A 20,510-nucleotide genomic window follows, 5' to 3' on the forward strand; every position below is an offset into this window, starting at 1 on the left:
GTGCTGCATCAGTCTGTTGCCGATGCAGCTTGTGCAGGGCACTTTATCGCAAATGGCTGACAGATAAATAGCTATTTTCCGCGCACGGCTTTTCCGCTACTTTGAGTAAAACCCTTTGAGGAAATGAGTATGTCGCTACTACATCCGCGTACCCTGCGCGGCAAACTGGATGTTCCGTATCAGCAGTATGGCCGCTCAGTGCTGGGCGCACCGCTGCTGTGGTTTCCGGCCCCGCTGGGCGATGCTGACAGCGGTCTGATCCTGGCCGGCACCCACGGCGATGAGAATGCGGCCATCGCCACCCTCTCCGCCGCATTACGGACGTTGCCCGACGGCATGCGTCGGCATCACGTGGTGCTAGCGGTCAATCCTGATGGCTGTCAGCTGGGCCTGCGCGCAAACGCAAACGGCGTTGATCTCAACCGCAACTTCCCGGCGGCGAACTGGCAGTCCGGCGAGACGGTGTATCGCTGGAATAGCGCGGCCGATGCGCGCGATGTGGCACTCTCGACCGGAACGCATCCGGGTTCTGAACCTGAAACCCAGGCGCTCTGTGCCCTGATTCATCAGCTGAAACCACGCTGGATTGTCTCCTGGCATGAACCGCTGGGCTGTATTGACGACCCACATCAGGTGGAGATTGGCGGCTGGCTGGCCAGCCACACCGGCCTTCCCTGCGTCAGCAGCGTCGGTTATGACACGCCGGGCTCATTCGGCAGCTGGTGTCACGATCTCAGCCTGCCCTGCGTGACCGCTGAAATGCCGGTGATTTCAGTGGATGAAGCGACGGAGACCTACCTTGAGATGATGGTTAACCTGCTGCGCTGGCAGCAATAATCAGCTGACCATTGCGCACGGTGATCGCCGGTTCTGCATCTACCGCCAGCCAGGTCGGCCCGTCGAGATCGGCGAAGCGGGTCTGCGGCACCAAAGGCAGCGCAGCGCGTATCGCCCGCGAGGTGCAGAGCATGCAGCCGAGCATCACCGCAAAGCCCTGCTGCTGGGCGGCATCGGCCAGCGCCAGCGCCTCGGTCAGCCCGCCCGCTTTATCCAGCTTGATGTTGACCATCTCATAACGGCCTCGTAACGCCGCCAGGCTTTCGCGGGTATGACAGCTCTCATCGGCGCAGATCGGCAAGGGATGGATAAAGTTCTCGAGCGCCGCATCTTCACCCGCTGGCAGGGGCTGTTCCAGCATCGCCACATTGATGTCCGCCAGCAGCTGACAGCGTGCCGCCAGGCCTTCAGCGTGCCAGGACTCATTGGCATCCACGATCAGCGTCGCGTCCGGCACAGCGGCACGGATCGCCATCAGCCGTTCGGTAATGAAATTATTATCCAGCTTAACTTTCAGCAGCGTTGCGCCATGCTGCCACAGCGCCTGCGCGCTGCTGGCCATCGCCTCAGGCGTATCAATGCTGACGGTCTGCGCGGTGACGACATCCTCCGGTGCGTTGACGCCAGTGAGCTGCCAGAGGCTGCCCTCCTGCTGGTGTGCGGCGAGATCCCACAGTGCGCTGTCGATGGCGTTGCGGGCGGCCCCGGCGGGCAGCGCCTGTTGCAGCGCCTCACGTGTCATGCCCTGTTGTAGCGCAGGCAGCAGCGTAGCGATTTGCGCCAGCACCGAGGCTTCGCTTTCACCGTAGCGGGCATAAGGTGTGGCTTCTCCGACGCCTTTTACGCCATCTTCCTCAATTTCAACCACTACCACTTTGACTTCGGTCCGGGTTCCACGGGCAATGACAAACGGCGTATGCAACGGCCAGGCTTCGGGATAACTTTTTACCGTTCTCATTTCCACTCCACAGTGTGTGACGCAGTGGCAGACCGCCACGTTATATTCCACAATTGAACTCGTAAACCCTTAACATTTATGTCATAAACAACGGCTATCTTTAGCCGTTTTGTGTCAGATTTTTTTATCCATCAAAAGGAATCACCATGTCTCAGACTGTTCATTTTCAGGGTAACGCCGTACCGGTTGCAGGTCAGTTTCCTCAGGCTGGCGATAAAGCCAAAGCTTTCACGCTGGTCGCTAAAAACCTGGTCAACGTCGCGCTCTCTGAGTATGCAGGAAAACGCAAAATTCTGAACATTTTCCCAAGCGTTGATACCGGTGTCTGTGCTTCATCAGTGCGCAAGTTCAATCAGGCTGCAAGCGAGCTGAATAACACCGTGGTGTTATGCATCTCTGCCGATCTGCCCTTTGCCCAGTCACGTTTCTGTGGCGCAGAAAACCTGAACAACGTGGTGACGCTGTCAACGCTGCGCGGTTCAGAGTTTAAGTATGATTATGGCGTGGAAATTGCCGATGGTGCGCTGGAGGGTCTGACCGCTCGTGCCGTGATCGTGCTGGATGAAAACGATAAAGTGATCTACAGCCAGCTGGTTGATGAAATTACCACTGAGCCTGATTACGACGCTGCGCTGGCCGCGCTGAAGTAATAAAAAAAGCGGATAACCGTGTTATCCGCTTCTCACCTTCTGTTTGCCGCTTATTCGCTTTCGTTACGCTTCTGCCCCAGACCATATTCCCGCAGCTTATTAGCAATCGCGGTGTGCGAAACACCCAGCCGTTTTGCCAGCTTTCGGGTGCTGGGATAAGAGAGATAGAGCCGCGTCAGAATTGAACGTTCGAAACGGCTGGTGATCTGATCCAGTGTTCCTTCCAGCGCCTCATCCCCCAGTGACACATCCAGCGCCTGTTCGGGCAACACGATATCCTGCGGACGCAGTTCGTAGCCTTCCAGCTGAGTTAATGCGCGGTAAAGGGAATTTTTCAGCTGACGCACGTTGCCAGGCCAGGCATAGCGGGTCAGAAACGCATTGAGCTGTGGCGACAGACGCGGACGCGCCATCCCCTGCTCATCCGCAAAGCGGGCCACAAACATCTCGGTCAGCGGCAGAATGTCCTGCGGACGATCGCGCAGAGGCGGCAGTTGCAGCGTCAGTACGTTGAGGCGGTAAAAGAGATCTTCGCGGAACTCCCCGCGCTGCACCAGCTCAATCAGGTTCTTCTGCGTCGCGCAGATCACCCGCACGTTGACATGCACTTCATGCTCTTCGCCGACGCGACGGAAGGTACCGTCGTTGAGAAAACGCAGCAGCTTGGTCTGCATTCTCGGCGACATCTCGCCAATCTCATCCAGCAATACCGAGCCGCCACTGGCCTGCTCGAAAAAGCCTTTCTTGCCTTCCAGCGCATTCGGATAGGCGCCAGCGGCATGGCCAAACAGCTCGCTTTCCGCGACGTCGTCGGGCAGCGAGGCACAGTTCAGCGCCAGGAAAGGATTCTTTCCGCGCGCACTGCGCAGATGACAGGCGCGTGCCAGCATATCTTTCCCGGTGCCGGTGTCGCCGACAATCAATAAGGGCGCATCGAGCATTGCCAGTTTGCGTGCCTGATCGACCACCTGACGCATCTTCGGCGTGACGGCAATGATATGGTCAAACTCCGATTCGTCGGTGACGACCAGATTCTGCAACTGACGACCCATGCGTGCAGTTGACTTCAGCATCACCATCGCGCCCACCGGCCTGTCGTTCTGGCCCTCTTCGCCCGGCAGGTAGATAGGACGCGCTTCCATCAGGAAATCGCGACCTTCAATGACAACATGCTGCGCCTGCGCCTCAACCCGATCACTCTCCAGCCAGCGCATAAAGTTAAAGCCGTTGATCAGGTTACCGGCGCTGAAGTTGCGCATCTTCTCTTCATCGAGATTGAACAGGTTCTGAGCCGCCGGATTAGCCAGTTCAACTTTGCTTTTCAGATCGATGGAGAAAACCGGATCCGGCATTGCCACCAGCAGCGCACTCAGCGCACGATGCTCCCGTTCAGAAGGCATGTACGTGACCGTGCGCACATCTGTTACGCCTGGTGTACGACGGATTTCCGCCATCAGATTACTAAAGGCGTCAAATTCCAGTGCAGCAAAGTTCAGATAGATGCGCCCCAGCGCCGTGATTTCGATACCGCGTAAATCAATATTGCGTGCCACCAGTAGATCGAGCAGTTCACGCGTCAGACCGATGCGGTCCTGACAGAACACTTCCAGACGCATTGCGTTCGCCTTAATCAGGTTCAGATAGGTTAATAATACGCTATGTGAAGTATCCGCAGAAAGGGTTCTGTCAGGAAAAGTTGACAGCTGAGGCGCATATGGCGGAGTTTTGTACTGCCCGACCGGATTCAGAGTTCAATCGCTGATTGTCAGCCTTTGTCAGCACCAGGCTGTTGATTACTGGCTGATTGCGGTATATTTTCCGAATCATTCACAACCATTTTGAAACCGCAACATTCTTCAGAGGCTGACCTCATTTTTAAACGTTCAACAGCGCATCTGATCACTTCCATGCTTTCGGGAGGCTTCGCTACATTTTACGTAATCCGGGCCAGCTAAAATAAACCCACCTCAGTTATCCGATTAACCCGCAGATCGGTCTCAGACAAATGGTTATATCAACAAGGATGAAAGATGTTCGCCACTGATAACGGCATAAGCCGCCGTAAGGTTTTTTTGCTTATTGCGATCGTTTTTCTGATTGCTTACAGCCCCGCTTATTTAACCCATTACGCCTATACCGATGACTGGACGAATCTCTACTGGGCCAACTTTGATAAGCTCAGTATTTTAAACTGGGACACGTTATCCGGCCGGCCGGTGTATGGCATTATTCAGTACAGCGCCTCGTTTCTGGTAGAGAGCGTAGAACGGCTGTCGCTATTGCGTACTGTTGCGATTGTTCTGCTCATTTTTACCGGATATTACATCTACCGCTTGTGTCAGAAAGATACGCTGCTGGAGAATCAGGCTCAGCGGATTACCTTCGCGTTACTGCTTTGTCTGCTGCCTTCATTCCAGGTTTATGTTGCATGGGCATCCTGTTTCCCCTTTATCGCTGCAATTCTGCTGGCAGGCGCCAGCTACCGTTTTTCGATTCAACCTGGAATCGCATGTCGTATTCTGGCGGTATGCCTGCTGACCATGGCCTTCTGTCTTTATCAACCCGCAGCGATGAGCTTTACTTTCTTTGCCGCGCTGGACCTTTGCTTTTCTGAGCGGAAAATTGATAAGAAGCGGGCGCTGATCTCTCTGATGGTGCTGGGCGGAGGCATGTTTGCTGCGCTAATCGCCTCGAAGGTCCTGCCCGTCTATCTTTATGGTCATTCGCTGCCGCGTTCTGCATTCAGTAATGACATTCCGGTTAAGATGAAATGGTTTTTCAGCGAATACCTGAAGAACGTTATCTGTAATTTTGACCTCGGCGCAAAAACGGTGTCGGTGATCATCTCCTCGATCATTATTGGTTTTGGCCTGAAGAAAATTAAAGCCGCCGGCAACGACAAATTTTATCTGATGTTTGTGTTACTGCTGATCGCCGCACTGCCCAATCTGATTGTCAGTGAAAGTATGGCGGCTTACCGCACGCTGATTGCCGGTGCCCTGATTACCACCAGCGCGTTTATCCTCGGCCTGTTTGAAATCAGTAAAAAGTTAAAATGGAAAAATGCTTTTTATGCTCTGCTGGTTACAGCGGCCACTTCGCTGGCAATCAGTCATCTGATCAACGGTTACTCAGTTCCGGCTCGCAAGGAATTTGCTCTGCTCGATCAGGCGATCACGCAGCAGGTACCAAAAGATTTCAGGGGCGCACTCTATTATCGCCTGACTGGTGAGTATTTGCCGAAGGTCGCGACGTTACGAAAATATGATGATTTCGGCGGGCTGGGCCTGAGCATGTCATGGACATTTGCCGGGATGGCGCATTTCATCAGGGAGAAAAATGGGATGGCCTTTACGCTGCCGGCGAATCCGGTGATCACTGATGAATCAACCTGTCCGGGTGAGTGCCTGACGATCGATTCCCGGCAGGTGCTTCGCCAGCCACACTAAATAATAAAGGCGGCTATGCCGCCTTTATTATTTCACGTAAATGTCAGGCTGACTTATTGCCGCCCTTCTGTAACGCCTCTTTCAGCTGACCCAGCAGTTCACCACGGAAATCGCCGAGTCGTGGCTTATCCTGCTCCAGCCACGGCAGTGGACGACAAAGCTCCATCGCTTTGATACCGAGTCTTGCCGTCAGCAAACCTGCACCAATGCCCTGCGCGGCTCGCGTGGAAAGCCGGGCAGCGATATCCTGCGACATCCAGTCCATCCCCACTTCCCGCACCAGCTCCGATGCGCCAGCAAAGGCCATGTTGAGCAGCACCAGCCGGAACAGCCGGATGCGGCTGAAGTAGCCCAGCTCGATGCCATATATCGCTGCGATGCGATTGACCAGTCGCAGATTACGCCAGGCGATAAACGCCATATCGACCAGTGCCAGAGGACTGACCGCAATCATTAATGTCGCTTCCGCAGCATGGCGGCTGATTTCGCGCCGTGCCTGCCGATCCAGCACTGGCTGCACCAGCTGGGCATATAAGCGAACGATTTCACTGTCATTGTGGGTTTCATGCAGCGAGGCATGCCAGCGCTGCAGAGCCGGATGCGCCTGATCCAGCTCCGCCTGCTGCGCCAGTTTTTCGCAGAATGCCCGGCCTTTGCCGATGCCATGACTGTGCAGCAGCTCCCGGCCCACATCCCGTTCCTCAGCACGCTGACGCAGCTGATAGAGACGACGCCACTCGGTAGTCAGTGCACCCACACCTGCCAGTACAATCAGGCCGCCCGCCACGCCGCTGCCCAGCGAAAACCAGTCGCGGGCCAGCCAGGCGTCATGTGTCCATTGCACACCCTGCGCAATCACACTGACGCCAAACAGGAGCGCGCCTGCCGTCACCATTTTGCGCCACAGACTGCGCTTAGGTTTCAGCGCGGCTTCAACCGCCCGTTCACCGGCACCCTCCTCTTCGACAGCGACATCTTCATCCTGCACTGCCAGAAACGCAGCCTGCGCGTCCGCTTCAAAAGTCTGCGCCGGACGCAGCGGCGTGGTGCTGCTCTCATCCAGCGGGCGGGCAAAATCGATACGCGGCTTCAGCGGATCACTCATCGCAATTTATCTCCCAATAGAAATTCCAGCGCGGCATCCATGCGGATATGCGGCAGCGGTCGATCGACGTCGAGCTGCTGCGGCCGGAACTGTTCAAACTGAAAACCCTGCTGCTGCCAGAAGGCATTACCGGGCAGGCGCGGCGGGACTTCGCCCGGATAGACGGTGAGTGGCTCGCCATCATCCAGTCGATTGCCGCGCAGGGCCGGGATCTTCTCACCACGGTGATCGACCAGCCCGCTCTGCGTCGCCTGCACCGATGCCAGCCCGATGCAGTCCATGCTGATTCCCTCAAACGCCGCGTTCTGCCAGGCATCCTGCACCAGCTGCTGCAACAGCGACACCATGTTGCCGTGCTGATCGCTGGTGATGTGGTCCGCTTTGGTCGTGGCAAACAGCAATTTGTCGATCACCGGTGAGAACAACCGGCGAAACAGAGTGCGCTGACCGTAATGAAAGCTCTGCATCAGTTGAGTCAGCGCCAGCCGCATATCATTAAACGCCTGAGGCCCGCTATTCAGCGGTTGCAGGCAGTCCACCAGCACAATCTGGCGATCAAAACGCAGGAAGTGATTTTTATAAAAGCCTTTCACCACATGCTGGCAGTAATAATTAAACCGCTGCTGCAGCATGCTGAAGTTACTGCCCTTGTCCGCCTGGGCCAGCTTAGTGAGTTGCGCTTCATCAGCCGTCGGCCAGGGGAAGAACTGTAGCGCAGGCGCGCCTGCCATATCGCCAGGCAGCACGAAGCGGCCGGGCTGGATAAAGTGTAAGCCTTCAGACTTACAGCGATGCAGGTAGTCAGTCCAGGCAGCCGCAATCTCTGCCAGCTGGGTTTCATCGGCGGGAGCAAGCGGATCGAGTTTTTCGCAGAGCGTACGCCAGGGCTTTGCCCACTCCGCACGATCGCCCTGCAGCAGTCCGTTCATCTGCCGTGACCATGCGAGGTAATCCTGCGCCAGCATCGGCAGATCCAGCAGCCATTCACCGGGATAGTCGACAATCTCCAGATAGAGCGTCGCTGTCTCTTTCAGGTGGCGCAGCAGCGAATCATTGGGACGGTAACGCAGCGCCAGACGCATTTCGCTGACGCCACGGGTTGGCGTCGGCCACGCGGGAGGCGTGCTATAGAGCTGAGCCAGGCCTTCATCGTAGGTAAAACGCGCCGTGCCCATGTCACGCTGTGGCACCCGTTTTACGCCTAATAGCCGCTCATCCCGCACAACGGAAAACAGCGGCAAACGAGCGCCGCTGTGAACCGTTAAAAGCTGATTAACCATTGAAGTAATAAAGGCAGTTTTACCGCTGCGGCTTAATCCGGTAACGGCCAGCCGCAGGTGGCGATCAACGCCACGGTTCATCAACGCCATTAATTCAGTTTGCAGTCTTTTCATCGTTCTCCCTGATGAAGCGCGATGCCACCCGGCTCATCACGCGTTTCAGCAATGGCTCAAGGGCCACAGCGAGCAGCAAACGTAACGGGCGTCGCGCTACCGATTTGACCGCCCAGCCAGTGACACCAGCGGGACCGTAGGTAACAGCATTGATAATGATGAATTTAGCCGCCGACTTCAATGCAGGTGCCGCGCGGTGACGAAAAACAGTGGATCGCGAAAAAGACATTAACACCTCCATTGAGAGAGCGGACGGGCCTGAAAACGGCCCGGCAGTAAAATAATCAAATCTGGCGGAAGCGGCTGCGTACGCTGAAGGTTTCAGACGTCACATAGCGTTCCACGTCGCGCACGCTGCGCTCATCCTGCTGCAGCGCACTCTCCAGCTGATCCAGCAACTCGCTGGCGGTGGGCTGGCGTTCGCCTTCATAAGCGTTAGCAGGCTTCACATCCAGCACAAAACCCAGCACGAAGTAGGCGATCACCGTGAACACAAACAGACCAAAGAACAGCGATAACACCACAATGACCCGCAGCAGACGGACCGGAATATCGAGATACTCTGCCAGACCTGCGCAGACGCCCATCAACTTTCCTTCGTCAGGCTTGCGCCACAACTTGCGGCCTTTCATCATGGCTGCCTCCAGTTTGGATGTTCGGCATCCAGAATCGCTTCCAGTGCGTCGATGCGTTCACGCATCCGCTGCGCATCCTTCGTGACGCGCTGCAGGCGCTGGATTTCGCTTTGCGACAGTTCCGAACCGCCGTTGCGTTTGTTGTTGTAATGCAGCCATAACCAGATCGGTGCGACAAACAGCACGAAGATCGTTAAGGGTATGGCGAGAAAAAGTGCGCTCATTGACTCTCCTTAATCACTTATTGCAACGTCGATAATTACTCACTGCGGTTCATTTTCGCCTTCAGCGCGTTGAGTTGCTGGCTGATTTCATCATCCGCTTTCAGGTCAGTAAACTGCTGGTCCAGGGTTTTAGGTTTACCAAAACCGTGGCTCTCAGCTTCCGCTTCCATGTGGTCGATACGACGTTCAAAAGATTCGAACCGTGCCATCGCTTCATCGATTTTACCGCTGTCCAGCTGACGACGAACATCGCGTGATGAAGAAGCCGCCTGATGACGCAGGGTTAACGCCTGCTGACGGGCACGTGTTTCAGTCAGTTTTTTCTCCAGCTCGCTGATTTCGCCTTTCATGCGTTCCAGCGTCTCTTCAACCTGGCCCACTTCCTGTTTCAGGGAGGCAATCAGATCGGTGAGTTTCTGTTTTTCAATCAGCGCAGAGCGCGCCAGGTCGTCTTTGTCCTTGCGCAGGGCCAGTTCAGCTTTTTCCTGCCATTCGGCCTGCTGGATTTCAGCCTGCTCAATACGGCGTGACAGCTGTTTCTTTTCAGCCAGCGACCGCGCAGAGGTAGAACGTACTTCCACTAAGGTGTCTTCCATTTCCTGAATCATCAGGCGAACCAGTTTCTGCGGATCTTCTGCACGCTCCAGCAGGGAATTAATGTTGGCATTTACGATGTCAGCGAAACGAGAAAAAATACCCATAATGATGTTCCTCTTTTAATGTTTTAAAACGTGATGTCCTACTTAGCTAATACAATATGCGTGCCAATTTTTCATAGCACTGATTTTAAAGGGATTTGATATTTTACAGCTCTGTACGCATGTTTTAAGATAGTGAAAATGATTAAGAGGTGGTGAAATTCATCATGACAGGCACTAACGATAATCTTCTGGGCGAGTCGAACAATTTTCTTGAAGTGCTAGAGCAGGTTTCCAAACTGGCTCCGCTGGAAAAACCGGTTCTGGTGATTGGCGAGCGCGGGACAGGTAAAGAGCTGATCGCCAGCCGTCTGCACTATCTCTCTGACCGCTGGCAGGGACCGTTTATCTCGCTGAACTGCGCCGCGCTGAATGAGAACCTGCTCGACTCTGAACTGTTTGGTCATGAGGCGGGCGCCTTTACCGGCGCGCAGAAGCGCCATCTCGGGCGTTTTGAACGTGCCGACGGCGGCACGCTGTTTCTGGATGAGCTTGCAACCGCACCGATGCTGGTTCAGGAAAAACTGCTCAGGGTAATTGAATATGGGCAGCTGGAGCGCGTCGGCGGCAATCACTCTCTGCAGGTAAATGTGCGACTGGTCTGCGCGACTAACGAGGATCTGCCTGCGCTGGCAGCCGAGGGGAAATTCCGTGCCGATCTGCTGGATCGTCTGGCCTTCGATGTGGTGCAGTTACCGCCCCTGCGCGAACGCCGCAGCGATATTCTGGTGATGGCCGAGCATTTTGCCATCCAGATGTGCCGCGAACTTGGCCTGTTACTGTTTCCCGGCTTTACCCCACGGGCGCAGCGGGCTCTGCTCGATTACCACTGGCCCGGCAACGTCCGTGAGCTGAAGAACGTGGTGGAGCGCTCGGTCTATCGTCATAACAGCAGCGAGCAGCAACTGGATAACGTCATCATTAACCCGTTTGCTTCACGCCCTGAACCGGTTGCTGTTATTCGTGCCAGTCAGAATGCGGAGAGTAGCGGCCTGCCTGCCCTGCCGCTGGATCTGCGCCAATGGCAGAATCAGCAGGAGCGGGATCTGGTGGAAGCCAGCCTGCAACAGGCACGTTATAACCAGCGCCGCGCCGCCGGGTTATTAGGGGTTACTTATCATCAGCTGCGCGCAATGATGAAGAAGCACGATATCAAAGCGGAAAACTAAACAACTGCATGATTTTCTGTACGTCAGAATTTCTGGTTAATCGGTGTCGAAACAGTACGGTATATTCCGGGCTGCTTTGGCAGTAATAAAAATAGCGATTACGTCTTAGTTCCCATTCTTTCAGGTTGCCTGACGGCAGGAACCATTCCGACGGCAGCGGTAACAATCACCACGGCGAGCGCTGATATCAGAAGTACTTTGCCAATGCCGTATTGCGTTGCCAGCGGCCCCGCAACCAGTTGACCAAAGGGAATGGAAATAAAGGAACCCATTGCATCATAGGCGTAAACGCGAGCCAGTTTATCGGCTGGGATGTGAGTCTGTAATGAATGCGCCCAGGTTACGCCGAACAGACCTAATGAAACGCCAGCAATAAAGAACCCCGCAATCAGCCATGCTGCTGACGCATTCTGGCTCAGCATAAATACTGGCAGTGCGCAAAGACCCGCCAGCATAGCGCCAATCAGAAGATCACGACGTGGATGCCATTTCATCGCCAGAAATGAACCCGCAATTAAACCTGCGCTATGGGCGGCCACAATAATTCCCCACTGCGCCCGCCCGAAAGAGGCGTCGGCAATCATCGGGCCATAGACCTCTACAATGCCATTGAAAGCGACGTTGATAATGGCGAACTGAAGGACTATCGACCAAATCCAGCTTCGCCCGGCAAATTCTGCCCAGCCCTCTTTGATATCGCGCAGGATATTGCCTTGCGTTGTCCCGGTATTGTTCGGGCTCACACGCATAAGGAAATAAAGCGGCGCGGAAACCGCAAAGCCCAGCGCATCAATCGCCAGTCCCCAGCCAGGCCCGACAGCGCTGGTAATCACGCCTCCCAGCGATGCGCCCATCACCGTACCACCATAAACACCTAGCTGAATCAGCGCATTAGCCTGACGCAGGTGCTTTTCAGGCACGACCTGCGGCACCAGCGCGGACGAAGCAGGCAGTGCGATGCCCGCTGCCGCGCCATTCAGAGCACCCAGCAAGGTGAGGCTGATTACCGTGGCTGAACCCTCAAGCACAGACCACGCAACGAAAGCCTGAGAAACAGCAGCAACCAGCGCCGATACAACGAGTACCCGACTGCGTGAATAGCGGTCGGCAACCACACCACCCACCAGCAGAAACAGCACGTTGAACAGGGAACGGGACGCCACTACCACGCCTAAATCAGAGGCTGAGCCACCCATATCCAGCACCGCAAAGGCCAGCGCAATCGGTGCAATTCCATTGCCTAGTACGGTAAACAGACGTCCGAAAAAGAGATAACGAAAGGATGCATAATGGAAAGCCTGAGCGCTTTTCTGGAGTTTATTCATTGTCCGGAGTTGGGTGAGCAGAAGTTGTGCTTATAGTAACTGCGTTTCTGAAAATGTTAAGCATGAGATTACACTTGTCCAGCATCATACAGATGGAGTGGCAACGGAGATAAATACATTTCAAAATTAAATAAATAGCATCTCCCATCGTTCAAATTCGCGCCTGCATAAAATGAATGACAATAGTAAAATCAATAACTCAAACACAACATCAATAATAGTTAAAATCGATTGATACGATGAGTTTCACCTTCCTTTTTTCATCACACAGCACTGATATATAAAAGCCCTGAACAATAAACAGATAACAGATAACAGGTAAAGGTTGATCTCAATCATCATGCGTTCGATTTTTTTAATATGTATTTGAGTATCATATAAAGCCAGTATTAACTACCACTACGAAAGGAATGTAACTCACATTTTAAAGGATTTTACTATGGCTATCCCCGCGTACCTCTGGCTAAAAGATGATGGTGGAACAAGCATCAAAGGTTCGGTAGATGTAAGAGATAGAGAAGGGAGCATCGAAGTAACTGGTTTTTCTCATAACTTAAGACTGCCCACCGATTCAATGACAGGCAAGCCAACAGGCACAAGAAAACATGCACCCATTATCATTCAAAAAGAGTTCGATTCATCTTCGCCCTATCTTTATAAGGCTGTAGCTACCGGGCAAACATTAAAGTCAGCCGAGTTTAAATGGTATAATATTAACCACGCAGGTGAGGAAGAAGAATATTTCAACATACTGCTTGAAAATGTCAAAATTGTCGGAATCTCGCCCATAATGCATGACACAAAAGACCCGGAAAAAGAAAAACACAATCATCTGGAATGCGTTGAGTTTGCTTACGAAAAAATAACCTGGAAGCATTGTGATGGTAACATCATTTTTTCAGATAGCTGGAATGAGAAGTCATAAATCATGAGATATCCTGCCTTAGCTGCTACTCCAGGACCACCTTATGATGTTATGTCATTTACTCCAGCGGGAGTTTCGTTAATAAATAATATGATGATTGCACGTTTTCATAGAGGACCCTCGGCCCTGACATATGTCTGGTTTTATAACCAGGTAAAAGGGCATGGGCCATGGGATTACAAATTTCAGCATGGGACTCAATATGAACATTTTGGTAACTTTCATTACGGTGCTGTGGGTCATGCAGCTGGAATAAAGGAAGCTGTTCTTCTTCGCGCAGCCGGTTGGGCGCAAAGCCGGGCCGGAACCAGCAGAGAGGAATTTGATGTCTGGTATGGCGCGTCTCCTTTTGGCGATGACCCTGACGATCAATACTGGATAAGAGCAGGGATAGACTATGCAAAACGCGCCGGTTTTTAAAAAGCGAACGCTGTTACTGGTTCTGATGCTGATGATCCTCGTGTTTGCAGGCTGGCGGCTGTCACAGTTGTCACCGCTGGAACAATCGATCATCAGGAAAGTTAACGTTAGTAACCACGTTAACCTTTACATCACCGAAGCCAGTGCGGGGGCCACAACTGACTTCTCATATCGTTTTTATCTCTACGATGCATCCAGAAGCGATGAGTCTTTCAAAGCGAGTCTGGCCGACAACCTGCAACCTTTCCTGATCACCTCTGATGGTGACGCCTTTAAACGGGTTCAGGACAAGGCGATCTATTTAATGGTTAAAGGCGAAATTTTCGCATTTCATAGTTCACCTGGCCTTCGTATCAACGATGTTATCTATTCCGTTCCGGTGTTCCTCACTGCCTCTCCCTTTTAAGATCGCCACCTCTCTCAAAAGTGCTCGTGCCCTTCAGGCCGCCGCACCAGCCAAAAAAAAGCCCGCCATAAGGCGGGCAACAATACTGGAAGCAATGTGAGCAATGTCGTGCTCTTCTTCGGCAGAGCCGCCGTCGAAGTGCAGATGAATAATAATCATTCTTATTATCATCTGTAAACCACTAATTGAGAATTTTTCTCATTACCACACCTTCTGTACGCTCTTTTTGCTGCCGTAGGGATGAAAAACAGGCTGGCAGCGGTTGCAGGTTTTGGGACAATGCCCGCTTTGCGATACACTCTGTTTAATGCCTCAAAATCGTTGAGTTCTATGTCAAAACTATTATGTTCGCTGTTGCTCAGCCTCAGCGTGTTGAGTATCCCTGCGTGGTCAGCGCCGGCTGGTGATATTCGCCAGACCGGCTTTGTCTATTGCGTCAGCGGCACGCTGAACACTTTTAATCCGCAGATGGCCAGCAGCGGGCTGACTGTCGATACGCTGGCGGCGCAGCTTTATGACCGTCTGCTGGATGTCGATCCCTACACCTATCGCCTCAAGCCCGATCTGGCGTCGAGCTGGGAAGTGCGCGATAACGGCGCGACGTATCGCTTTCATCTGCGCAGCGGCGTGCAGTTTCAGCAGACTAATCAGTTCCGCCCTACCCGCGCGCTGAACGCCGATGACGTGGTATTCAGCTTCGCCCGGATGTTCGACCGGAATCACCCCTGGCATAACGTCAACGGCGGCAACTATCCCTACTTTGATAGCCTGCAGTTTGCCGATTCGGTTCAGAGCGTGAAGAAGATCGATAACAGAACGGTTGAGTTCAGGCTGAACAGCCCGGATGCGTCGTTCCTGTGGCACATGGCGACCCACTATGCGCCAGTGCTGTCGAAAGAGTATGCAGACCAGCTTACTGCTCAGGGTCGCCAGGAGGAGATGGATCGGCAGCCGGTTGGTACCGGTCCTTACCAGCTCAGCGAATATCGCACCGGCCAGTACATCCGTCTGGCACGCAATCCTCATTACTGGAAAGGTGTGCCGCGTCTGCAACAGGCGGTGATCGATCTTGGCTCTGGCGGCACCGGACGGTTATCCAAACTGTTAACCGGTGAATGCGACGTGCTGGCCTATCCTGCAGCCAGCCAGCTCAGCATCCTGCGCGATGACCCGCGCCTGCGGATGACGCTGCGTCCCGGCATGAACATCGCCTATCTCGCCTTCAATACCCGCAAACCGCCGCTCGACCGCCCTGAAGTGCGTCACGCGCTGGCGCTGGCGATTAACAATGAGCGGTTGATGGAGTCGATTTATTACGGCACCGCCGAAACCGCCGCTTCCATCTTACCGCGTGCCTCATGGGCTTATGATAATGATGCGCGCATTACCGGCTACGATCCGGAGAAGTCCCGCGCGGCACTGGCGGCTCTGGGCATTACCGATCTGCATCTGCGGCTGGTGGTGCCTGCCGCGTCGCAGTCCTGGAATCCCAGCCCGCTGAAAACCGCCGAACTGTTACAGGCGGATCTGGCGCAGGTTGGCGTCCGTCTGACGATTGTGCCGGTAGAGGGCCGCTTTCAGGAGGCGCAATTGATGGCGATGAATCATGACCTGACACTGACTGGCTGGGCGACCGACAGCAACGATCCGGACAGCTTCTTCCGGCCGCTGCTCAGCTGCGCGGCAATTCGCTCGCAGACCAATTATGCGCACTGGTGTTATCCGGCCTTTGACGAAACGCTGCAGAATGCCCTGTTATCACAGCAACTCGCTGGCCGCATCGACAGTTATGACAAAGCGCAGCTGATACTGGCGCAGGAGTTGCCCGTGCTGCCGCTGGCATCCTCTCTGCGACTTCAGGCGTTTCGTCATGATATTAAGGGGCTGGTGCTGAGTCCGTTTGGTAACGCTTCCTTTGCCGGGGTTTATCGTGAAGCTGATGAGGGTAAGTAAGTGATTATCTATATTCTGCGGCGCCTGCTGCTGCTGCTCATTACGCTGTTTCTGCTGTCGCTGGTCAGCTTCAGCCTGAGCTATTTTACGCCTAACGCGCCGCTGGAAGGCGCGGCGCTCTCGGACGCCTGGTGGTTCTGGTTCAATGGGATGCTGCAGTTTGATTTTGGCGTCTCCAGCACCAACGGCCAGGAGATCGGCCTGCAGTTGCGCGAGGTGTTTCCGGCCACGATGGAGCTGTGTATCCTGGCGTTTTTGTTCGCGCTGCTGGTGGGGATCCCACTGGGGATCTGTGCCGGGGTGATGCGCAATAAATGGCAGGATAAAACCATCAGTGCGCTGGCGCTGATTGGCTTCTCTGCACCTATTTTCTGGCTGGCGCTGATTCTGACGCTGTTCTTCTCACTGACCCTGGGCTGGCTGCCGGTGTCGGGTCGTCACGACCTGCTCTATCCGGTGCAGAACGTTACTGGCTTTGGGCTGATTGACGCCTGGCTGAGTCATTCGCCATGGCGACATGAGATGATTATCAGCGTCCTGAACCACCTGATTTTACCGGTGCTGGTGCTGGCGATGGCACCGACGACGGAAGTAATCCGCCTGCTGCGTAACAGCACCAGCGACGTGATGGACAAGAACTATGTCAAAGCGGCCGCCACGCGCGGTCTTTCGCGCTTCACGGTGATCCGCCGCCACGTGCTGCATAACGCGCTGCCGCCGGTGATCCCGCGTCTTGGCCTGCAGTTTTCCACCATGATAACGCTGGCGATGATCACCGAGATGGTCTTCAACTGGCCGGGTCTGGGACGCTGGCTGATCAACGCCATTCGTCAGCAGGATTATGCGGCGATCTCCGCTGGCGTCATGGTCATTGGAGGGCTGGTGATTCTGGTGAATGTGATTTCTGACGTGATTGGTGCGGCAATGAATCCGCTGAAACATAAAGAGTGGTATGCGCTGCGATAGGGCTTTCGATGTTGATGGAAAGTGTTTTAGAAACAGCAAGATGGTGTTTTATCTTGCTGAAACGGCTTTTACAGAACGCATTCCTGTAAACAAAATTTTCTCTGTCGTGAACGGTTTGTGTTTAAATCGTTAAAATTTGATGAGGTTCTGAATATTTATGGATGATGTTGATCTGGCACAGGAGCGTGAAGAAGCGCATCTCGCCGCCTCCCTGGCAGCCCGAAAGAGTAAGCTTCAAAGCCCTAACGGCTTATGCATCTGGTGCAAAGATGAAGCTGTCGTGGCCGAGACGGCTTTCTGTTCAAGCGAATGTGATGAGGATTATCACAAACATCAGCGCGAGAAGAAGCAGCGCATCAGTTAATCGCGGCTGGTATTCAGACGCGTCCGGTGTAGACCAGGCAGATTATTCGTACAAGTAAAGGCTATGCTCAGCAGAGTGCTTCTGCCTTTCATAACGTGCTCACGCTTCGCTATTAAAGCCTCTGCCACTATCTATCGCACCCGAACACTGTAAGGTGTGCGAGTCAGCCTTAGCTGATGCTACGATTTTCCTTTCTTGATGCAATTTATGCCTGCGTAACGCGGGCTTTTTTGTGCCAAAAATCTGCCCGTCATCGGTTTCAGCAGCATGCCGTTATGCCTTAAGTTTTCGCAGCTACGGTCGATAAACAAAGTGCACATGAGTTGTGCACGAGAAAGCTTCTCTATTGAATGCACTGTAACGATTTGCCCGCCTATGGCGGGTTTTTTTTCGGGTTGTTAATTTGTACATCTGTGGTCGATCATCTGATTGCTTCTCAACTCATCTCCCGGCGTTTCCTTTTGACAGGCAAACCGCTTGTGATATTGTAAGTGCACATATCATATGCTCACTTATGTTAACTGCTGGTGATGAACATGACTCAGGCTGAACACTGGAATAAATCGTATGAACATCCTATCTCTGCCAAACCGGATAAGATCTGGCAGGCGCTTAAAGACACCTCCTCGTGGAAACACTGGAATCCGGGCGTTAAATCGATAGCGCTGGAGGGGGCATTTCAGGCGGGGACGTGGTTTTCAATGGAGTTGCCTGATGGGGAAATGATCCGTAGCAAGCTCATTGATGTCGCAGCCGAAAAACATTTCACTGATGAGACACTGATTGGTGAGACGCTGGTCAAAGTGGAGCATCGCATTGAACCATCAGATCAGGGTCAGTGTCAGCTTGTCTATGCAATAAGCACACAGGGACCGGATGCTCAGGCGCTCGGAGAAGGTATCAGCGCGGACTTTCCAGATGTGATGGCCGGACTGGCAAACTATCTCGCAGAACATAAGGCTTAGGCTATGACGTCTGAAAGCCGTAAACCTCTTCCCAGTAGTTTTGAAGGGCCGGACGAAAGCCCGGGTTTTCTCCTCTGGAGAATCTCGAATCGCTGGCAGCGTGAGCAGCGGAATGCCCTGCAGCCTCTGGGACTGACACATACGCAATTCGTTGTTCTGGCAGTGGCCAGCTGGTTTCAGGGAAAAGAAACGCTTACTCAGGCACGGCTGTCACAACTGACGGGCAGCGATACCATGACGATTTCGCAGGTGGTCCGGGCACTCGAAAAATCGGGATATATTCAGCGCCTACCCCATCCGGAAGATACCCGTTCAAACGTTATTGTGGTGTCAGAAGCAGGCAGGACGCTTGCCGGACAGGCCGTTAAGGTTGTCGAAAAAACGGACGAAGCGTTTTTCATGCCCCTTGGGGACGATGGACAGTCACTGCTGACGCTTTTTAAAAAACTTCTCGGCTGAACCTGATGAAACTTCAAAAGCTTCATGCTGGATAAAGGTTTCGGGTCAAAAAATCATTCTGGTCTGTCGCAATTCCCCGCCAGTCGCGGAGTGCTGAAAATAGCATCGCCTTGACTTATCTGAAGAAACGGCATCAGCCTCACTGCGATGCCGTTTCTTTACAACGCGATAAATCAGGTGCGCACGCGCAGCGCCGCCTCAATTTTGTCGGCAATTTTAGTGACTACATAGGCAATCACCATGTAGAACACCACCGCAATCAGGAAGGCTTCGAGGTAGTAGAAGTTCAGTGCCGCCGTTAATTGTGCCTGGGCAAAGATATCCACCACTTCGATGGCAAACGCCAGCGACAGGGCTTTCATGATCACCATAAACGCATTCGCCAGATCGGGAATCGCCGCCACGATAATCTGTGGGAACATCACCCGACGAAACAGCTGTCCTCCGCTGTAGCCGAGCGACAGGGCGGCATCCGATTGTCCGCTGTCGAACGAATTCAGTGCCCCTTTCCACACTTCAGCCTGGAAGGCCGCGACGCAGGCACTCAGCGCCACAATGATGATCACCCAGTTTGGCAATGAATGGGCATTCACCTCTACGCCAAATAACGTGGCCATAAAGTGCAGCGCCGGTGGCAGGCCGTAATAGGCGAGGAAAATTACCACCACCATCGGCACGCCTTTGAAGGCGATTTTGTAGGTGATCACCAGCTGGCGCAGCACCGGAATGCGACGATGCTCAATAAACGCAAACAGCCCGCCCAACAGCGTCGAACAGATAAACACCGTCACCGCCATCAGCAGTGTGACCGGCACGGCATCCAGAATGCTCCAGAAGTCTGGCAGCAAAACCTCAGCATCAAACATGGTTTTTCTTCCTCACTCAGACGCTGGTGGTGAACTTCACGCGCGGCGCAGACTTCGAGCTGTACTTCGCATGACGTTGTTCAAAGAAGCGGATAATCAGCCACGCCACACCGCACAGCAGTGAATAGAGCACGGCCAGCACCAGATAAGTGCCGAACTGATACTGGTTGTAATCGCGTTCCATGATCAGGTGCGCGGTCGCCATCACATCCGCCGCTCCGATGTACATCACCAGCGCCACGTTATGAATCAGATAGATAATGGCATTGCCGTAACCCGGCAGCGCAAAGTGCACCGCCTGTGGGCCGATAACACGCAGCATTTTCTGGCGGAAGCTGTAGCCCAGGCTGTCGGTGGCATCGTGCTGACCCCGCTCAACCGCCAGGTACGCCGGGCGCATCACTTCCGACAGATAACCACCGTGATACAGGCTCAGACCGATCATCGCCGCCACGTTGGCCGTGAAGAAGTCACTGAAGCCAAAGTTATCGGTAATCAGCGGCATACCGTAGAAGGCGACAAACAGCTGCAGCACCACGGGCACGCTGCGCGCATAGGAAACATAGAGATCGGCCAGCTGGCTGATAACGGGGATACGGCGCACGCGGAAAAACGTCGCGATGAGCGCCAGAAAGAACCCGACAATCATCGCCACAAACATGATGCCGAGCGTCAAAGGCAGCGCCGACAGCAGTTCTGGAATCATGGAGGATAGATTCACGGTGAAACACTCCTGCTAAAA

The 20,510-nt window shown here is 53.8% G+C and carries 24 protein-coding genes; 12 read left to right on the forward strand and 12 right to left on the reverse strand.

Going from position 1 to position 20,510, the window contains the following annotated elements:
• Positions 1 to 129: 129 nt before the first annotated feature.
• Complete coding sequence (mpaA, locus tag ACN1CO_RS06185) at positions 130 to 837, forward strand: murein tripeptide amidase MpaA (RefSeq protein WP_419138268.1); 708 nt, start codon at positions 130 to 132, stop codon at positions 835 to 837.
• On the opposite strand, the gene ycjG is transcribed toward mpaA, so the two are convergent.
• The gene (ycjG, locus tag ACN1CO_RS06190) at positions 812 to 1,795 is read right to left on the reverse strand and encodes an L-Ala-D/L-Glu epimerase (RefSeq protein ID WP_419138269.1); all 984 of its coding nucleotides are present in this window, start codon (positions 1,793 to 1,795) and stop codon (positions 812 to 814) included. The genes mpaA and ycjG overlap by 26 nt on opposite strands.
• A 146-nt stretch (positions 1,796 to 1,941) precedes the next feature.
• On the opposite strand from ycjG, the gene tpx reads away from it, so the two are divergent.
• Entirely contained in the window at positions 1,942 to 2,445 is a 504-nt protein-coding gene (tpx, locus tag ACN1CO_RS06195) for a thiol peroxidase (RefSeq protein ID WP_419138270.1), read from the forward strand.
• A gap of 50 nt (positions 2,446 to 2,495) precedes the next feature.
• Here tpx and tyrR read toward each other — a convergent pair whose 3' ends face one another.
• On the reverse strand, positions 2,496 to 4,061 hold the full coding sequence (gene tyrR / locus ACN1CO_RS06200; protein WP_419138271.1) for a transcriptional regulator TyrR: 1,566 nt from the start codon (positions 4,059 to 4,061) through the stop codon (positions 2,496 to 2,498).
• 414 nt (positions 4,062 to 4,475) lie between these two features.
• Here tyrR and ACN1CO_RS06205 point away from each other — a divergent pair, with 414 nt between their 5' ends.
• The gene (locus tag ACN1CO_RS06205; protein ID WP_419138272.1) at positions 4,476 to 5,894 is read left to right on the forward strand and encodes a hypothetical protein; all 1,419 of its coding nucleotides are present in this window, start codon (positions 4,476 to 4,478) and stop codon (positions 5,892 to 5,894) included.
• A 43-nt stretch (positions 5,895 to 5,937) separates the two neighbouring features.
• Here the strand turns inward: ACN1CO_RS06205 and ACN1CO_RS06210 are convergent, their stop codons facing one another.
• Genes ACN1CO_RS06210 through pspA form a run of 6 tightly spaced genes read right to left on the reverse strand, consistent with a single transcriptional unit; the run spans position 5,938 to position 9,953 of the window.
• Entirely contained in the window at positions 5,938 to 6,999 is a 1,062-nt protein-coding gene (locus ACN1CO_RS06210; protein ID WP_419138273.1) for a YcjF family protein, read from the reverse strand.
• Positions 6,996 to 8,393 carry a YcjX family protein gene (locus ACN1CO_RS06215; RefSeq protein ID WP_419138274.1) on the reverse strand — a complete coding sequence of 466 codons (1,398 nt, stop codon included), beginning with the start codon at positions 8,391 to 8,393 and terminating at the stop codon, positions 6,996 to 6,998. The genes ACN1CO_RS06210 and ACN1CO_RS06215 overlap by 4 nt, the downstream gene beginning before the upstream one ends.
• Complete coding sequence (gene pspD, locus ACN1CO_RS06220; RefSeq protein WP_419138275.1) at positions 8,374 to 8,622, reverse strand: phage shock protein PspD; 249 nt, start codon at positions 8,620 to 8,622, stop codon at positions 8,374 to 8,376. The genes ACN1CO_RS06215 and pspD overlap by 20 nt, the downstream gene beginning before the upstream one ends.
• A gap of 55 nt (positions 8,623 to 8,677) precedes the next feature.
• Positions 8,678 to 9,028, reverse strand: coding sequence for an envelope stress response membrane protein PspC (gene pspC / locus ACN1CO_RS06225; protein WP_419138276.1), 351 nt, complete (start codon positions 9,026 to 9,028; stop codon positions 8,678 to 8,680).
• Positions 9,025 to 9,252 (reverse strand): envelope stress response membrane protein PspB, encoded by a 228-nt coding sequence (gene pspB, locus ACN1CO_RS06230; RefSeq protein WP_090960717.1) that lies wholly within the window; start codon positions 9,250 to 9,252, stop codon positions 9,025 to 9,027. Before pspB ends, pspC begins: the two co-directional genes overlap by 4 nt.
• A 35-nt stretch (positions 9,253 to 9,287) precedes the next feature.
• The gene (gene pspA, locus ACN1CO_RS06235) at positions 9,288 to 9,953 is read right to left on the reverse strand and encodes a phage shock protein PspA (RefSeq protein WP_419138277.1); all 666 of its coding nucleotides are present in this window, start codon (positions 9,951 to 9,953) and stop codon (positions 9,288 to 9,290) included.
• A gap of 164 nt (positions 9,954 to 10,117) precedes the next feature.
• Between pspA and pspF the strand changes: the two genes are divergently transcribed.
• The gene (gene pspF / locus ACN1CO_RS06240; protein WP_419138278.1) at positions 10,118 to 11,119 is read left to right on the forward strand and encodes a phage shock protein operon transcriptional activator; all 1,002 of its coding nucleotides are present in this window, start codon (positions 10,118 to 10,120) and stop codon (positions 11,117 to 11,119) included.
• A 98-nt stretch (positions 11,120 to 11,217) separates the two neighbouring features.
• Here the strand turns inward: pspF and ACN1CO_RS06245 are convergent, their stop codons facing one another.
• Positions 11,218 to 12,444 carry an MFS transporter gene (locus ACN1CO_RS06245; protein WP_419138279.1) on the reverse strand — a complete coding sequence of 409 codons (1,227 nt, stop codon included), beginning with the start codon at positions 12,442 to 12,444 and terminating at the stop codon, positions 11,218 to 11,220.
• Positions 12,445 to 12,883: 439 nt separating this feature from the next.
• Here ACN1CO_RS06245 and ACN1CO_RS06250 point away from each other — a divergent pair, with 439 nt between their 5' ends.
• The 3 genes from ACN1CO_RS06250 to ACN1CO_RS06260 are packed head-to-tail and all read left to right on the forward strand — an operon-like array spanning position 12,884 to position 14,195.
• The gene (locus ACN1CO_RS06250) at positions 12,884 to 13,369 is read left to right on the forward strand and encodes an Hcp family type VI secretion system effector (RefSeq protein ID WP_419138280.1); all 486 of its coding nucleotides are present in this window, start codon (positions 12,884 to 12,886) and stop codon (positions 13,367 to 13,369) included.
• Between the two features lie 3 nt (positions 13,370 to 13,372).
• Entirely contained in the window at positions 13,373 to 13,789 is a 417-nt protein-coding gene (locus ACN1CO_RS06255) for a polymorphic toxin type 44 domain-containing protein (protein WP_419138281.1), read from the forward strand.
• Positions 13,767 to 14,195: a hypothetical protein gene (locus tag ACN1CO_RS06260; protein WP_419138282.1), complete on the forward strand. Its 429-nt coding sequence runs from the start codon at positions 13,767 to 13,769 to the stop codon at positions 14,193 to 14,195. Before ACN1CO_RS06255 ends, ACN1CO_RS06260 begins: the two co-directional genes overlap by 23 nt.
• 33 nt (positions 14,196 to 14,228) lie before the next feature.
• Here ACN1CO_RS06260 and ACN1CO_RS06265 read toward each other — a convergent pair whose 3' ends face one another.
• Positions 14,229 to 14,354 carry a hypothetical protein gene (locus tag ACN1CO_RS06265; protein WP_419138283.1) on the reverse strand — a complete coding sequence of 42 codons (126 nt, stop codon included), beginning with the start codon at positions 14,352 to 14,354 and terminating at the stop codon, positions 14,229 to 14,231.
• Positions 14,355 to 14,525: 171 nt separating this feature from the next.
• Between ACN1CO_RS06265 and sapA the strand changes: the two genes are divergently transcribed.
• The 5 genes from sapA to ACN1CO_RS06290 all read left to right on the forward strand — a co-directional run bounded on the left by sapA (position 14,526) and on the right by ACN1CO_RS06290 (position 18,902).
• Positions 14,526 to 16,148, forward strand: a complete 1,623-nt coding sequence (sapA, locus tag ACN1CO_RS06270; protein WP_419138284.1) for an ABC transporter substrate-binding protein SapA — start codon at positions 14,526 to 14,528, stop codon at positions 16,146 to 16,148.
• Positions 16,149 to 17,114, forward strand: a complete 966-nt coding sequence (gene sapB / locus ACN1CO_RS06275) for a putrescine export ABC transporter permease SapB (protein ID WP_419138285.1) — start codon at positions 16,149 to 16,151, stop codon at positions 17,112 to 17,114. It begins immediately after the preceding gene.
• Between the two features lie 157 nt (positions 17,115 to 17,271).
• The gene (locus ACN1CO_RS06280; protein WP_419138286.1) at positions 17,272 to 17,478 is read left to right on the forward strand and encodes a hypothetical protein; all 207 of its coding nucleotides are present in this window, start codon (positions 17,272 to 17,274) and stop codon (positions 17,476 to 17,478) included.
• Positions 17,479 to 18,014: 536 nt separating this feature from the next.
• A complete protein-coding gene (locus ACN1CO_RS06285) occupies positions 18,015 to 18,443 on the forward strand; it encodes an SRPBCC family protein (RefSeq protein WP_419138287.1) in 429 nt (142 codons plus the stop codon).
• Between the two features lie 3 nt (positions 18,444 to 18,446).
• Positions 18,447 to 18,902 carry a MarR family winged helix-turn-helix transcriptional regulator gene (locus tag ACN1CO_RS06290; RefSeq protein WP_419138288.1) on the forward strand — a complete coding sequence of 152 codons (456 nt, stop codon included), beginning with the start codon at positions 18,447 to 18,449 and terminating at the stop codon, positions 18,900 to 18,902.
• A gap of 173 nt (positions 18,903 to 19,075) precedes the next feature.
• On the opposite strand, the gene ACN1CO_RS06295 is transcribed toward ACN1CO_RS06290, so the two are convergent.
• Both ACN1CO_RS06295 and ACN1CO_RS06300 read right to left on the reverse strand, forming a co-directional pair.
• Complete coding sequence (locus ACN1CO_RS06295) at positions 19,076 to 19,768, reverse strand: amino acid ABC transporter permease (protein ID WP_419138289.1); 693 nt, start codon at positions 19,766 to 19,768, stop codon at positions 19,076 to 19,078.
• Between the two features lie 16 nt (positions 19,769 to 19,784).
• Positions 19,785 to 20,474: an amino acid ABC transporter permease gene (locus ACN1CO_RS06300; RefSeq protein WP_419138988.1), complete on the reverse strand. Its 690-nt coding sequence runs from the start codon at positions 20,472 to 20,474 to the stop codon at positions 19,785 to 19,787.
• Positions 20,475 to 20,510: the final 36 nt, after the last annotated feature.

Source organism: Pantoea sp. R13S299, assembly GCF_048515925.1.
Classification (GTDB): Bacteria; Pseudomonadota; Gammaproteobacteria; order Enterobacterales; family Enterobacteriaceae; genus Pantoea.